Source organism: Paraburkholderia elongata (assembly GCF_013177735.1).
In the GTDB taxonomy this organism is placed as follows: Bacteria; Pseudomonadota; Gammaproteobacteria; order Burkholderiales; family Burkholderiaceae; genus Paraburkholderia; species Paraburkholderia elongata.
In genome coordinates, this window is record NZ_WOEZ01000174.1 from 1 (window position 1) to 14,218 (window position 14,218).

At 62.6% G+C, this 14,218-nt stretch carries 11 protein-coding genes and 1 pseudogene; 6 read left to right on the forward strand and 6 right to left on the reverse strand.

Going from position 1 to position 14,218, the window contains the following annotated elements:
- The coding region (locus GNZ13_RS29080) for a bile acid:sodium symporter family protein (RefSeq protein ID WP_172170996.1) at positions 1-928 on the reverse strand (928 nt) is incomplete at its 3' end.
- A 556-nt stretch (positions 929-1,484) separates the two neighbouring features.
- On the opposite strand from GNZ13_RS29080, the gene GNZ13_RS29085 reads away from it, so the two are divergent.
- The 4 genes from GNZ13_RS29085 (at position 1,485) to icmF (ending at position 8,432) form a co-directional block, all read left to right on the forward strand.
- The gene (locus GNZ13_RS29085) at positions 1,485-2,042 is read left to right on the forward strand and encodes a hypothetical protein (RefSeq protein ID WP_172171134.1); all 558 of its coding nucleotides are present in this window, start codon (positions 1,485-1,487) and stop codon (positions 2,040-2,042) included.
- A gap of 548 nt (positions 2,043-2,590) precedes the next feature.
- A complete protein-coding gene (locus tag GNZ13_RS29090; RefSeq protein ID WP_172170998.1) occupies positions 2,591-3,679 on the forward strand; it encodes a porin in 1,089 nt (362 codons plus the stop codon).
- A 219-nt stretch (positions 3,680-3,898) separates the two neighbouring features.
- Positions 3,899-4,837, forward strand: coding sequence for a LysR family transcriptional regulator (locus GNZ13_RS29095; protein WP_172171000.1), 939 nt, complete (start codon positions 3,899-3,901; stop codon positions 4,835-4,837).
- A 64-nt stretch (positions 4,838-4,901) separates the two neighbouring features.
- The gene (icmF, locus tag GNZ13_RS29100) at positions 4,902-8,432 is read left to right on the forward strand and encodes a fused isobutyryl-CoA mutase/GTPase IcmF (protein WP_172171002.1); all 3,531 of its coding nucleotides are present in this window, start codon (positions 4,902-4,904) and stop codon (positions 8,430-8,432) included.
- A 58-nt stretch (positions 8,433-8,490) separates the two neighbouring features.
- Here icmF and GNZ13_RS29105 read toward each other — a convergent pair whose 3' ends face one another.
- Positions 8,491-9,450, reverse strand: a complete 960-nt coding sequence (locus tag GNZ13_RS29105; RefSeq protein ID WP_172171004.1) for an NAD(P)H-dependent flavin oxidoreductase — start codon at positions 9,448-9,450, stop codon at positions 8,491-8,493.
- A gap of 319 nt (positions 9,451-9,769) precedes the next feature.
- On the opposite strand from GNZ13_RS29105, the gene GNZ13_RS29110 reads away from it, so the two are divergent.
- Entirely contained in the window at positions 9,770-10,660 is an 891-nt protein-coding gene (locus GNZ13_RS29110; protein ID WP_172171006.1) for an alpha/beta fold hydrolase, read from the forward strand.
- Between the two features lie 77 nt (positions 10,661-10,737).
- Here GNZ13_RS29110 and GNZ13_RS29115 read toward each other — a convergent pair whose 3' ends face one another.
- The gene (locus tag GNZ13_RS29115) at positions 10,738-11,208 is read right to left on the reverse strand and encodes an Lrp/AsnC family transcriptional regulator (RefSeq protein ID WP_172171008.1); all 471 of its coding nucleotides are present in this window, start codon (positions 11,206-11,208) and stop codon (positions 10,738-10,740) included.
- Positions 11,209-11,322: 114 nt separating this feature from the next.
- Here GNZ13_RS29115 and GNZ13_RS29120 point away from each other — a divergent pair, with 114 nt between their 5' ends.
- A complete protein-coding gene (locus GNZ13_RS29120; RefSeq protein WP_172171010.1) occupies positions 11,323-12,222 on the forward strand; it encodes a DMT family transporter in 900 nt (299 codons plus the stop codon).
- A 347-nt stretch (positions 12,223-12,569) separates the two neighbouring features.
- On the opposite strand, the pseudogene GNZ13_RS29125 reads toward GNZ13_RS29120, so the two are convergent.
- The 3 genes and pseudogenes from GNZ13_RS29125 to GNZ13_RS29135 form a co-directional block, all read right to left on the reverse strand.
- Positions 12,570-13,488, reverse strand: a pseudogene (locus GNZ13_RS29125) (MBL fold metallo-hydrolase).
- A complete protein-coding gene (locus tag GNZ13_RS29130; RefSeq protein ID WP_172171012.1) occupies positions 13,485-13,994 on the reverse strand; it encodes a MaoC family dehydratase in 510 nt (169 codons plus the stop codon). The pseudogene GNZ13_RS29125 and the gene GNZ13_RS29130 overlap by 4 nt, the downstream one beginning before the upstream one ends.
- Positions 13,991-14,218, reverse strand: a complete 228-nt coding sequence (locus GNZ13_RS29135; RefSeq protein WP_172171014.1) for a DUF1289 domain-containing protein — start codon at positions 14,216-14,218, stop codon at positions 13,991-13,993. Before GNZ13_RS29135 ends, GNZ13_RS29130 begins: the two co-directional genes overlap by 4 nt.

Here is a 14,218-nt window from a genome sequence, read left to right on the forward strand (position 1 = left end):
CCATCAGCTGGATCTGGTGGAACAGCATCAGCGGCAACACCACGGCACCCACCGCATGCGAGGCGAAAATCACCTTGGCCATCGGCACGCCGGCAGCGAGGCTTTTCTTCGAACCGCAAAAGATGATCGTGATCTGATCGGCGCGGTTGAAGCCGAGCCGCTTGCTGACGAACATCGTCACAGCAAGCGCGAGCGCGAGCAGCACGACGCTGATCAACAGCAGGCCGCCGAGCGCGGACAACGGGATCTGGTGCCACAAACCCTCGTTGACGGCCTCGCTGAACGCGCCGTACACCACCAGCAGGATCGAGCCCTGGTCGACGAACTTCAGTACGCCACGGTTGCGCTCGATCCACTTGCCGATCAGCGGGCGCAGCAACTGCCCGGCCACGAACGGCACCAGCAATTGCAGAACGATGTTGCCCACCGTGTGCCACGGGGAGGCGCCGCCGCTCGCAGCCTGATTGGTGACGACGAGGCTGACGAGTGCGGGCGTGATGAAGATGCCCAGCAGGCTCGAGGCCGACGCGCTGCATACGGCGGCCGGCACGTTGCCTTTAGCAATGGACGTGAACGCGATAGACGACTGAACCGTCGACGGCAGCGTGCAGAGGAAGAGGACCCCCGCATAGAGCGCCGGCGTGACAAGTGGCGAAAGGAGCGGCTTAAGCGCGAGGCCGAGCAGCGGAAACAGCGCGAACGTGCTGAGCAGCACTACCAGATGCAGACGCCAGTGCGTCGCGCCCGCAATGATCGCTTCGCGTGAGAGCTTGGCGCCATGCAGGAAAAATAGCAGGCCGACCGCAACGTTCGTCACCCAGTTGAACCCGACGGCGGCCTGCCCGTGAACCGGCAGCAAGCTGGCAAGGATCACGGTGCCCACAAGGCACAAGGTGAAGTTGTCGGGAAGCAGTTTCGGGCGAGCCATGGCGAAATCTCGATTCGGTGATGCGGGAAGCAGGGCGCGCGCAAATGCGCCCGACTCAGGCTATGAAAAACGCCTATTGTTGTTGAAAACCGATTGAATATGCAAATTCATTTGCCGAATCGATTAATGAGCATTGTGCATTAAATCGCTACATCGACGGGCTGCAGCCGATCTTCGCAGTCAGCTCCAGTATTGGCGACCGCATCTGTTTGGTCCACTGCCGTTTTGACAATCCGGCGAAAAATCCTGCTGGGATTCGTCATACGCGAGCACCTTCAGCGGATCTCGATATAGCTGCGCAACCAAGCTGTTTCAAGGGTTTCGCGCAAGGACTCTGTCGCGGAAAAACGTCGCAGTAACAAGGTGTTACAACAGCGCTCGAGGCCTAACACTTTTTGGCTCGACACCCTTTGCCGGCACCCATAAATTACGCTGAAAGGCCATCGGGATGCCCCGCGCCGCGACAGATACGCAGCGCTCGAGCCGGTCCCAGAACAAGTCCATCGCAGCTCGAACGGTGGGCTTCAGGCAAGTCTTCGGGCATGTGAGTCACTGGGTGGACGGGTTGTCGAGAACGAAGCACTGGGTGTTGGGCGCGGTTATCGCTGCGCTGTGCTCGTTCGCCTATGCAAAAGAGCCGGGCATACCGCACGGTGGTGGTGGTGGCGGTGGCGGCGGTTACTCGCATGCCGCTGTCGGCCACGCAATGCGAGGCGACGCGCGCAACGGCGGCTATTACTATGGCGCCGCCAACGCAAGACCGGCTCGCAACTACATGGCCAACAGCAACGCGCGCTTGCCGCGTGGCGGCGCGAACTTCGCCGCCGGCAGCTACGCCAACCGCTTTGGCGGCTACAACCCAGGCATGCGTCGGGTTGCCGGACCGGCTGGATATCCTAACGATGGCCGCGGCGGCATGCAGTACGCCGGCGCTATCACCCCGGTCAGCGCCGAATCGCGCGCGGTGCCGCGGCCGCCGCCCAACGCGCCGGTTCGCGCAGGCTCGATTCGCGCCGATGTCGCCCGCTACAACGAAGAGCGCAGCACCTCACGTCCAATGCAGCGCCCGGCGGACGACCCGCGTCAGCAGGAAGGTTCGCCGTACCGTAACTAATCGCGGACTAAAAACCCGCACTCAGTGCGGTCCCACACCGCTCGTCGTCTCACCGAATTCCCCTCTTACGCTCCGACGAATCCGCTTTTCCGGCTTTCAAACCGGTTTGCTGCGGCATTGCGCGTCGCTGCCGTCCAAAACGCCCCCGTCAATGTGACGTTTCGACGCCACACTTTTTTGAAAACACTCGGCAGCAAGCCGCCTCTCGTCGTCAAATTTGATCGTTTCTGTCGCGGCGCGTCATCCGCACGGCATCTGAACCGTTATCACCCGGTCGGGCGCCATGTCAGTAACGCTTTGCGCCAAACCGTGAGGTCCGCGGCGATGCGGCGACGACGTACACGGCCAGCGCTTTATCCGGCCGATAAGTGACAAAACTAATCAGACCGCTATACCCGCAATAACCCAAGATATTTTTGTCCATAAAAATGGTCCGCAAAGATGGTCCCGCCCAGATTGGCTCGATGATCGAACGGACAACAACAACGGTTCGCGCGAGCTCCCCCTTTCGCACAGCCACACCCCTTTTGACAAAGACAGGAGAACCCATGAAAACAAGCATCAGCAGTGCGCTGAAGACCACCCTCAAGGCAACCGCGTGTGCCGCTCTGCTGGCCAGTGCATCGTCTGCTTTTGCGCAATCGAGCGTGCAACTCTACGGTCAGGTCGACGAATGGGTTGGCGCGCAGAAATTCCCGGGCGGCAAGACGGCAGTGCAGGTGTCCGGCGGCGGCATGTCGACGTCGTACTGGGGCTTGAAGGGGGCTGAGGATCTGGGCAACGGCTACAAGGCGATCTTCACGCTGGAAGGCTTCTTCCGTGCGCAGAACGGCCAGTACGGCCGGTTCCCGGGCGACACGACGTTCTCGCGTAACGCGTACGTCGGTATCGAATCGCCGTACGGCACGGTGACGGCGGGCCGTCTGACCACGCCGCTGTTCGTGTCGACGATCCTGTTCAACCCGTTCATCGATTCGTACGTGTTCTCGCCGATGGTGACCCACGTGTACCTCGGCCTCGGCACGTTCCCGACGTACACGACGGATCAGGGCGTGACAGGCGATTCGGGCTGGAACAACGCGGTGTCGTACTCATCGCCGAACTTCAACGGCCTGTCCGCGACGGCGATGTACGCGCTCGGCAACACGGCCGGTCAGAACAGCGCGAAGAAGTGGAGCGGCCAGGTGCTGTATTTCCACGGCCCATTCGCGGCGACCGCGGTGTACCAGTACGTGAACTTCAACAACGTGCCGGTCGACCTCGGCAGCTTCAATACGTCGGGCGTTCCGGGCCTGAAGAGCCAGAGCGTGGCGCAAGCCGGCGTTTCGTACGACATGAAGTTCGTGAAATTCTTCGGCCAGTACATGTACACGTATAACCAGCAGACCATTTCGAGCTGGCACGTGAATACGGCGCAGGGCGGCGTGTCGGTACCGGCCGGTCCGGGCACGGTGATGGCGTCGTACGCCTATTCGCGCGACGGCGGCGGCCTCGACCAGACCCGTCAGACGGCTGCTGTCGGCTACGACTACCCGCTGTCCAAGCGCACGGATATCTACGCGGCTTATATGTACGACAAGATCACCAGCCAATCGAGCGGCAACACGTACGGCGTGGGCCTGCGCGCGAAGTTCTAAGCGTCTGGGGTCAAGGCGGGCGGCGCCTGCGAGCCGGCGCCGCGTGACGCCCAACCCTGCCGAAACAGGTAACACCGGCAAAGCCCACCTTCTTCGATGAAGGTGGGCTTTGCCGCTTCTGGCGTCCGTTTTTGGTGTCCGCATCTGCGCGATTTGCCGACCAGTTTTTGATAAACCCGGCAAAATGGCGTCGATTGATTCCTGAAGCGAGCGATTGAGATGGATACCCTCGTCAGCATGAAAGTGTTCCGCCATGTGGTCGAAGTCGGCAGCTTTGTCGGCGCGGCCGAACGGATGGAGATGTCGGCGGCGATGGCGAGCAAGCACGTGATGCACCTCGAACAGCAGCTCGGCGCGCGTTTGCTGAACCGCACCACGCGCCGTGTCGCGCCGACCGAGGCGGGCCGCGAATACTACGAACGCTTGAGCCAGGTGCTCACCGAGCTCGAAGAAGCCGAGCAGGTGGTCGGCGCGGCGAGCGTCGTGCCGCAAGGGCGCTTGCGGGTTTCGTCGTTGTCGGCGTTCGGCTTGAGCCACGTGATGGCCGCGGTGGCCGACTACGCCGCGCAATATCCGCAGGTCACGGTCGACATGACGCTGTCCGACCGCGTGGTCGAATTGATCGACGAGGGCTTCGATGTCGCGATCCGGGCTTCGCCGAGCGGGCTGAAGTCGTCTTCGCTGATCGCCCGGCAGATTGCGACCGCCCATCTGGTGCTGTGCGCGTCACCGGCTTATCTGCGCCGGCACGGCACGCCGAAGACTGTCGCCGATCTGGCGCGTCACAACTATCTGCAGTACGCGGGCGTGTCCACGCTCGAAATCGCTCCCGCGACCGGCGACGGCTCGCCGCGAGTGCGTCTGTCCGGCAATCTGATCGTCAACCACCTGGAGGCGCAGCGCGTGATCGTGCTGCAAGGCGCGGGCATCGCGATGCTCGGTACAGAGGTGATCGGCGACGATCTGGCCGCGGGGCGCCTGGTGCCGCTGCTGGTGGACGACGTGCCGCCGCGCGAGTTGCCGATCCATGTGGTCTACGCGAGCCGTCGGCATCTGTCGGCGAAGGTGCGCTCGTTTGTCGACTTCCTGGCCGACCGGTTCGCGAACGAATCGCTTTGGCCTTCGCTCGAGCAGATCAAGGCGCTGGCGGTGCGGTAGGCGCCTCACCCCGTTTCGCTATACTGGTTGCAAGCACCCATACGCGTAACGATCTGGGGGAGACATGACCGATCTGTCCACGCCGCAGCGCGCCGGCAGCCACAAGCTGCCTGCGGGCCGGCGCCTGCGCTTTGTCACCGCCGCCGCCTTGTTTGACGGCCACGACGCGTCGATCAACATCATGCGGCGCATTCTGCAAGCGAGCGGTGTCGAGGTGATCCACCTCGGCCACAACCGCTCGGTCGATGAAGTTGCCACCGCCGCACTGCATGAAGACGCCGACGGCGTCGCTGTGTCGAGTTACCAGGGTGGCCACAACGAATACTTCCGCTATCTCGTCGATCTGCTGCGTGCGCGTGGCGGCGAGCGCATCAAGGTGTTCGGCGGCGGCGGCGGCGTGATCGTCCCAGAAGAAATTGCCGAACTCGAACGATACGGCGTCGAGTCGATCTATTCGCCGCATGACGGGCAGCGGCTCGGCCTGCAAGGCATGATCGACGACATGATTGCGCGCTGCGCCGAAGTCGCGCGTGCCGCTGCCGCCACACGGGAGAGTCCGGTTGGCGAGTGGGTGGCCGATTTGTCGGCGTGTGGGCTGCCGCGTTTCGAGCCACGCGCAGCATCGCAGGTCGAGACGCGTGCCGATGATCACGCCAACGCGCGCGAGCCTTCGGGCAAAGCGCGTAAGGCCGGCGGGAACCTCTACGTCAGCCAGATCGCGGACGCCGTCAGTACTGCCGACACCGTCAGTCCCCCCCGTTCCGCGAGTGCCGCCAGTACCGCCGAACAACCAGACTCAGCAACCTTCACTTTCCGCCGTCTTGCCCAACTGATCAGCGCGTACGAAGCGGGCCGCGTCAAATCGGCCGAACAGGAAATACTTTCGGTCCTCGCTGGCGCGATCGAGGTTCCCGTCCTCGGCATCACCGGCACCGGTGGCGCCGGCAAATCCTCGCTCACCGACGAGCTGATCCGCCGCTTTCGCCTCGACTATGGCGACGCCCTCACCATCGCCGTGCTGGCTATCGACCCGTCGCGCCGCAAGTCCGGCGGCGCGCTGCTCGGCGACCGCATCCGCATGAACGCAATCGGCGATTGGGGCGGTGGCGCGCGCGTCTACATGCGCTCGATGGCGACGCGTGAAGCGTCGAGTGAAATCACCGATTCGTTGTCCGACGTGCTCACGCTGTGCAAGGCTGCGGGCTTCGATCTGATCATTGTCGAGACCTCCGGGATCGGGCAGGGCAATGCGGCGATCGTGCCGTTCGTAGACGAATCGCTGTATGTGATGACGCCCGAATTCGGCGCGGCGAGCCAGTTGGAGAAGATCGACATGCTCGACTTTGCCAGCTTCGTCGCGATCAACAAGTTCGACCGTAAAGGCGCGCCCGATGCGTTGCGCGATGTCGCCAAGCAGGTGCAGCGCAATCGTGGCGACTTCGCGAAGTCGCCCGACGCGATGCCCGTGTTCGGCACGATCGCCTCGCGCTTTAATGACGACGGTGTGACCGCGCTTTATCAGCGTGTGGCCGAGGCGTTGCGCACGCACGGCCTGCCTTCAGGCGGCGATCGTCTGCCTAGGCTCGACGACCTGCGCTTTTCGAGCGGCCGCAACGCCATCGTGCCGCCTGCGCGTGTGCGCTATCTAGCGGATGTCGCACAGACCGTTCACGCGTATCGCGAACGTGCCGACGCGCAAGCACAGGTGGCACGTGAGCGCTGGCAACTCACCGAAGCGCGGCGGATGCTCAATGAGGCTGAAGCAGGAGCAGCGAACCACCCCCAATCCGAACTCGACGCGCTCATCACTCAACGCACCGCCGCTCTCGGCGAACGCGAACGCAGACTCCTCGAAGCCTGGCCGCAAACGGTGGCTGCCTATTCCGGCGACGAACACATCGTCCGCATACGCGACCGCGAAATCCGCACCGGACTCACCGTCACGACACTATCCGGATCCAAGGTCCGCAAAGTCGCGTTGCCGAAATTCGTCGACCACGGCGAAATCCTGCGCTGGCTGATGCTCGACAATCTCCCCGGCTATTTTCCGTTCACCGCAGGCGTGTTTCCGTTCCGCCGCGAAAACGAAGACCCGACACGGATGTTCGCTGGCGAAGGCGATCCGTTCCGCACCAACCGCCGCTTCAAATTGCTCTCCGAAGGCATGCCGGCCAAACGTCTCTCGACAGCCTTCGATTCGGTCACGCTCTACGGCGAAGAACCGCACGAGCGCCCCGACATCTACGGCAAGGTGGGCAACTCGGGCGTCTCCGTCGCGACGCTCGACGACATGAAAACGCTCTACGACGGCTTCGATCTGTGCGCGCCTGAGACATCGGTATCGATGACGATCAACGGTCCGGCGCCGACGATTCTCGCGATGTTCTTCAACGTCGCGATCGATCAGCAGATCGCGCGCATGACGCAGCAGCAAGGCCGTCCGCTCACCGAAGGCGAACTCGCCGCCGCTCGCCGCACGGCGCTGGAAAACGTGCGCGGCACGGTACAAGCCGACATCCTGAAGGAAGACCAAGGCCAGAACACCTGCATCTTCTCGACCGAGTTCAGCCTGAAAGTAATGGGCGATATTCAGGCGTACTTTGTCGATCACGGCGTGCGCAATTTCTATTCGGTGTCGATCTCCGGCTATCACATCGCCGAGGCCGGCGCGAATCCGATTTCGCAGTTGGCGTATACGCTCGCGAACGGCTTCACCTATGTCGAAGCCTATCTCGCGCGCGGCATGTCGATCGACGACTTCGCGCCGAATCTGTCATTCTTCTTTTCGAACGGCATGGACCCGGAGTACACGGTGCTCGGCCGTGTCGCGCGACGCATCTGGGCCATTGCAATGCGCGAACGCTACGGTGCGAACGAACGCAGCCAGAAGCTCAAGTATCACGTGCAGACCTCGGGCCGCAGCCTGCACGCGCAGGAGATCGACTTCAACGATATCCGCACCACGCTGCAAGCCCTGATTGCGATCTACGACAACTGCAATTCGCTGCACACCAATGCATTCGACGAAGCGATCACCACGCCCACCGAGGATTCGGTGCGCCGCGCGGTGGCGATCCAGTTGATCATCAACCGCGAATGGGGTCTCGCGAAGAATCAGAATCCGAATCAGGGCAGCTTCGTGATCGAGGAGCTGACCGATCTGGTGGAAGAAGCGGTGCTGGCGGAATTCGATCGGCTCACTGAGCGCGGCGGCGTGCTAGGCGCAATGGAAACGGGTTATCAGCGCGGGCGCATTCAGGACGAGTCGATGCTGTACGAGCATCGCAAGCACGACGGCTCGTATCCGATCGTCGGCGTGAACACGTTTTTGAGCGCGCATCCGCACGAAGCGCCGCAGCCGATCGCGCTCGCCCGCTCCACCGACGAAGAAAAACAGAGCCAGTTGAAGCGTCTGCGCGATTTTCAGGCCCGGCACCGTGATGACGCACCTGCGGCGCTTGAGCGCTTGAAGCGTGCAGTGATCGACGATGACAACGTGTTCGCGGTACTGATGGACGTCGTGCGCGTCTGCTCGCTTGGGCAAATCACGCACGCGTTGTTTGAAGTGGGCGGACAGTACCGCCGCAATATGTGAGTGCCGGACATGCTGCGGCTCCGGAATCGAGCCGCAGCAAAACGCCTTAACCAGGCACTTACCGCGCAATCCCCAGCCGCGCTTTCGCGTCGTCATATTCCTGCGTCAAACGCCGAACCAGCTCACCAACGCTCGGCACGTCGTCCATCAGGCCGACGCCTTGGCCTGCGCCCCAGATGTCCTTCCACGCCTTCGCCTTGTCGCTGCCGAAGTTCATCGCGGTCTTGTCCGATTCCGGCAGCGCGTCCGGGTCCAGCCCCGCGTTCACGATACTTTCGCGGATGTAGTTGCCGTGCACGCCAGTGAACAGGTTCGTGTAGATGATGTCCGACGCCGTGGAATTGACGATCGCCTGCTTATAGCTGTCGACCGCGTGCGCTTCTTTGGTCGCGATGAAACGCGTGCCCATGTAGGCGAGATCGGCGCCCATGGCCTGCGCGGCGAGAATCGAGCCGCCGTTGGCGATCGAGCCGGACAGCACGATCGGGCCGTCGAACATGCGCCGCACTTCGCCGACCAGCGCGAACGGCGAGGTCGTGCCCGCATGGCCGCCGGCGCCCGACGCCACCAGGATCAACCCATCGACGCCCGCTTCCAGCGCCTTCTGCGCATGCCGAAGGTTGATCACGTCGTGCAGCACGATGCCGCCGTAGCTGTGCACCGCGTCGACGATCTCACGCGCCGGTGCGCGCAGGCTGGTGATGAAAATCGGTACCTTGTGTTCGACGCACACGCGCACGTCGTGCTCGAGCCGCGTATTCGACTGATGAACGATCTGGTTGACGGCGATCGGTCCGATGATCGCGTCGGGGTTGGCCGCCTTGTGTTCGGCGAGTTTTGCCTGAATCTGCGTGAGCCATTCGTCGAGCAGTTCGGCCGGGCGAGCATTCAGCGCGGGGAACGAGCCGACAATTCCGGCCTTACATTGAGCCAACACGAGTTCGGGATAGCTGACGATGAACATCGGCGAAGCGACGACGGGCAGCGCGAGTTTTTGCAGGACGGCGGGCAATGCCATGGTGCGAGTCTCCTGATGAACGGACCGGTGCGGTGTAGAGCGCCCGGCGATAATGAGTTTAGCGGCACATGGCCTATGGTGCGTCGAGACTGACAAGCGTCACGCTGCCGCCACGATCTCGCCCCGCATTTGCCACGACCGCCCGAAATTTAAGAACGATCGTTCGATTATAGGCGAACTGCGTCGGTCGCGTTCGTCATGTCCGTTTGGAACAGTTGGAAGGAGTGTTCAGTTTCTATGTTTGCGTGGCCTATCCCACCCCGCGTCGACACATTGCGCTCCTACAATGCTTGGACTCCCAAACAACAAGAGACCCGCTATGGCCTTCGAGGATTTCACGCCCTTTCGCGTTGCCGTGGGCGACGTCGATATTTTCGGAGTGAAGGGCGGGGCAGGGCCGCCCCTTCTGTTATTACACGGCCACCCGCAGTCGCATCTGATTTGGGAGCGGTGCGCAGCGCAACTGGCGCAGCACTTCACCGTCATTGCCACGGACTTGCGCGGCTACGGCGCCTCGGGCAAACCGCCGAGCGACGCCGACCACACGCCGTATTCCAAACGCGCGATGGCGGCCGATCAGGTCGCCGTGATGCGCCACTTCGGCTTCGAACGATTCCTGGTGTGCGCACATGATCGCGGCGCCCGGGTTGCGCACCGAATGGCGCTCGATCATGCCGACGCCGTCGAGCGTTTGATGCTGCTCGACATCGCGCCGACGCTCGCGATGTACGAAGCCACCGACCGCGCCTTCGCGACGTATTACTTCCATTGGTTCTTCCTGATCCAGCCGGAGCCGCTGCCGGAGACGCTGATCGGAGCGAACCCGGCCGCGTATGTCGATGCGGTGATGGGGAGCCGTCACGCGGGCCTCGCGCCGTTCGCGCCAGAAGCGCTCGACGCTTATCGCAGCGCGCTGGCGCAACCCGGCGCCGTGCATGCGATGTGCGAGGACTACCGGGCGTCGGCGAGCATCGACCTCGAACACGACCGGGCCGACATCGAGCGCGGCCACAAGATCGGCTGTCCGCTGCGTGTGCTGTGGGGCGACAAGGGGGTGATCGAGAAATGCTTCGACGCGCTGGTGGAATGGCGTCACGTCGCGCGGGACGTGAGCGGGCGTTCATTGTCGTGCGGGCATTACATTCCTGAAGAGGCGTCGGACGAACTGGTCGCGGAAATGCTGTCGTTCTTCGAAGCGGTCGAACAGTAAGTGGCTTTGTTCATCCGCAATGCGGCCGCCATTCGCTCAGGCGTGAGGTGACGCGGCCGCGCGGCCGCGCGTTTCGCTCAGCCTAACGGCGGCAAGCGGCGCGCGACCGGCGTCGACTTGACGATGGCGGTGCTGGTCTCCGCGCGCTCGGTGACTTTCGACAGAATCTCGTCGAGTTGCTCGATTGAATGCAGGTAGAGGCGGCAGATGAAGCAGTCGTCGCCCGTCACCTTGTCGCATTCGACAAACTCCGGAATCCGCCGGATCACGTCTTCCACCAGATGCAACTGCCCGGGCAAGGGCTTCACGCGCACGATTGCCTGCAACGTGAAGCCAAGTGCGCGCGGATCGATCTGCACTGTGAAGCGCTCGATCACGCCTTGCGCTTCGAGCCTTCGGACGCGCTCCGCCGTACTCGGCGCCGAAAGGCCAACCAGACGCGCCAGTTCGCTGACCGGCTGGCGGGCGTCCGCCGCCAGCGCGGCGAGCAGCGCGCGGTCGGTTTCATCGAGTGTCGCGGGTGCGGCGGGAGCAAGGCGTTTGGTCATGATGGCCTTCAAATATTAGGTTCCTTCGCAGGAAGACTTAAGTTTAGCCATGTATTCGGGCGGTTGGATTAATTACACTGCTTCTCATGCAGGAATCAATTCGAGGATCGAATCATGGCGTCAAATGAGATTCGCCGCGGCGCGGCGGAAATGACCATGGCCATGCTGATGTCCGGCACCATCGGCTGGCTGGTGGTGTCGTCGCAGCAGAGCCCGTTCAATGTGGTGTTCTTTCGCTGCATCTTCGGCGGCGCGACGCTGGCCCTCGTGTGCGCCGTGCTCGGCCTGTTCAGGCGCAAGCTCTTTTCGTGGAAGATGCTCGGCCTCGCGCTCCTCGGCGGCGCGGCTATCGTGATCAACTGGGTGTTGCTGTTCGCGGCCTATTCGCGCGCCTCGATTTCGATGGCAACCGCCGTCTACAACACGCAGCCGTTCATGCTGGTCGCGCTCGGCGCGCTGGTGTTCCGCGAGCGCATCGGCGCGTCGACGGTCGCCTGGCTGGTGGTCGCGTTTGTCGGTCTCGTGTTCGTGGTGAAGGTCGAGCCGGCGGTGTTGGCGGTGCCGGGCCAGTATCTGGTCGGTGTCGCCTATGCCGTGGGCGCGGCGGCGATGTATGCGGTCTCGTCGATCATTACCAAGCGCCTGAAGGGCACGCCGCCGCATCTGATTGCATTGATCCAGGTGTCGCTCGGCGTCGTAATGCTGGCGCCGTTCGTGCGCTTCGATGCGCTGCCGACTAGCGGCGTGCAGTGGCTCGAATTGATCGTGCTCGGGGTGGTCAATACGGGGCTCATGTATGTGCTGCTCTACGGGGCGATCCAGAAGCTGCCGACCTCGATGACCGGTGCGTTGTCGTTCATCTATCCGGTGGTGGCGATCATCGTCGACCGGGTCGCGTTCGGGCAGACGCTCGCGTGGATTCAGGTGCTCGGTGCAGTGCTGATCCTGGTCGCGGCCGCCGGCGTGAATCTCGGCTGGCGGATCGTGCCGCAGAAACGTCTGTCCTCGACCTGATGTAATGACTGCGGTGCCGATCCATTAACCAATGATCGTACGGAATCCGGAGCAACCGGGGCGCCGCATTGTTCATATAGACGGACCAATGACGCCGAACTCGTGCGACTACGAGGCTTCGTAGCGCGGTCTGTATGCGTGTTTAAAAGGCGGCGTCAAGCTTCTGTAGGGAAATCACTGATGCGGTCGAAAAACCGGCACGCGTATCATTCATAGCGACGCTGATCACGTCCGACAGAATTTCCGCCGCTCGCCATGATGGTCGAGCGGTTTTCTTTTTGTGGCGACGGTTTTGGTGTTTTGCGTGTGGTGCGCGGCTTACCGCCCGACCGCCTGTCCCGCGCGCGTCACGCCTGGCGCGCGACGATGCGTTCGCCATCGATTTCCAACGGCCCGTTCCTCGCGGCCAGCTCCTCGACGGTCGTGTGCACCAACGTGGACCATTCGCCGCGCGGCTTGAGCATCGACGCTGCGGCGCGCATCACGGCGGCGTCGTCGAGCATCCGCAGCAAGGTGTCGAAGTTCATCGCGCGAACTTCGAGCAGCTTGAACACGATCAACACCTTCAACGCATTTTTCGCATTACGTGCCGGATCGGCGCGTAGCCACGCGACGCGCGAAAACGCCCGTTCAAGCGCCTCTTCGACATTCGTGAAGGGTGCTCCATGGCCGGGAATCACGAGCCGCACATCGAGCTTCGCGATGGCTTCGAGGACCGCCTGTTCTTCGGCGAAACCGCTTTCACCTTCCAGTTCGGGAAAGATCACGCCAAAGCCGTTTTCCCACAGCGCGTCTGCGCTGATCAGGATACGTTCGTCCGCGCAATACAGCATCAACGAATGCGGATCGTGACCCGGCGCGCCGAGCACTTGCCAGTCAAGCGCGCCGAGCCGCAGTTGCGCGCCGGGCGCGATCGTCTCGGTGAAGGTGAAGCGCTCGCAGCGCTGGCCGGTGGCGCGAAACGTCAGACGGGTTTCGTCCCAGTTGCGTACCGCGTCGGCTTCGGATGCGGGAATCGCGGTACGGCACGGCCACGTCGACTGCAATAGCGCGTTGCCGCCGCAGTGATCCGAATGCAGATGCGTGTTGACGATCAGATCGAGCGGTCGCGCGCCGAGCGTTTGCTTCACCAGCGCCATGGTTTGCGGTGCGTGCGTCGCGTAACCGGTATCGACGAGCGCGGCACACATGTCGTCGACCAGCAGCACGTTGTTCGACGAGCCAGCCACGTTCGAAGACTCGGATCGATTCCGGTAGCGTGATCATGGTGCGCTTGAGTCCGCGCTTGCATTCGCGCTTGTGTCAGAGTTTGTATCCGCGCATGAATTCGCCGACGCTTCGGGTTTCGGCATCACGAGAATTGTCGACGTGCCGATCAACACGATGTCGCCACGCTGATTCACCACGCTCCCTTCGAGATGCGTCAGATCGCCGTTCAGACTCGGCTTCCAGTAAGCGTCGCGCACGCGCCAGGTGATCGTCAGCGTATCGTTCGCGTGGACTGCTTTCTTCAGCTTGATATCGAACTCGAGTCCGAGCGGCTGCGCGTAGGTCGAGAAATGCGTGGCCAGCAGCGCCATGAAATACGCAGTGGGTTGCGTGCCGGACGCGATCAACCCGCCGAAGCGGCTTTGCGCGGCATAGGCGTCGTCGTGATGCAGCGGATTGAAGTCGTTGGCGAGCGTGGCGAACGATTTCACCGATTCCGCCGATAGTTCGAGCGTCGAGCTGAACGTCTCGCCGACCGTCACGACGCGCGGCGCGGCGTTCATCGCTGCCCCTTTGCCTGCTTTGCCATGAACTCGGCGTGGCGCTCCTCGATCGCGTCCCAGACCGCGCGTTTCGCGTCGTCGTCGAACAACGACCAGCCGGCGATTTCGTCGATTGTGCGCAAGCAGCCTTCGCACCAACCGGTCGAGGCGTCCATCTTGCACACGCTGATGCAGGGTGACGGCACGGCAGCCTCGTCGTCTTCGTTATCGATGCCCGCTGTCAT

What these genes read in the sequence shown, in the direction of transcription:
- GNZ13_RS29090 (WP_172170998.1), top strand. Translation starts at nt 2,591, where the DNA reads ATGAAAACAAGCATCAGCAGTGCGCTGAAGACCACCCTCAAGGCAACC.
- GNZ13_RS29095 (WP_172171000.1), top strand. Translation starts at nt 3,899, where the DNA reads ATGGATACCCTCGTCAGCATGAAAGTGTTCCGCCATGTGGTCGAAGTC.
- icmF (WP_172171002.1), top strand. Translation starts at nt 4,902, where the DNA reads ATGACCGATCTGTCCACGCCGCAGCGCGCCGGCAGCCACAAGCTGCCT.
- GNZ13_RS29105 (WP_172171004.1), bottom strand. Translation starts at nt 9,450, where the DNA reads ATGGCATTGCCCGCCGTCCTGCAAAAACTCGCGCTGCCCGTCGTCGCT.
- GNZ13_RS29110 (WP_172171006.1), top strand. Translation starts at nt 9,770, where the DNA reads ATGGCCTTCGAGGATTTCACGCCCTTTCGCGTTGCCGTGGGCGACGTC.
- GNZ13_RS29115 (WP_172171008.1), bottom strand. Translation starts at nt 11,208, where the DNA reads ATGACCAAACGCCTTGCTCCCGCCGCACCCGCGACACTCGATGAAACC.
- GNZ13_RS29120 (WP_172171010.1), top strand. Translation starts at nt 11,323, where the DNA reads ATGGCGTCAAATGAGATTCGCCGCGGCGCGGCGGAAATGACCATGGCC.
- GNZ13_RS29130 (WP_172171012.1), bottom strand. Translation starts at nt 13,994, where the DNA reads ATGAACGCCGCGCCGCGCGTCGTGACGGTCGGCGAGACGTTCAGCTCG.
- GNZ13_RS29135 (WP_172171014.1), bottom strand. Translation starts at nt 14,218, where the DNA reads ATGACAGCGGGCATCGATAACGAAGACGACGAGGCTGCCGTGCCGTCA.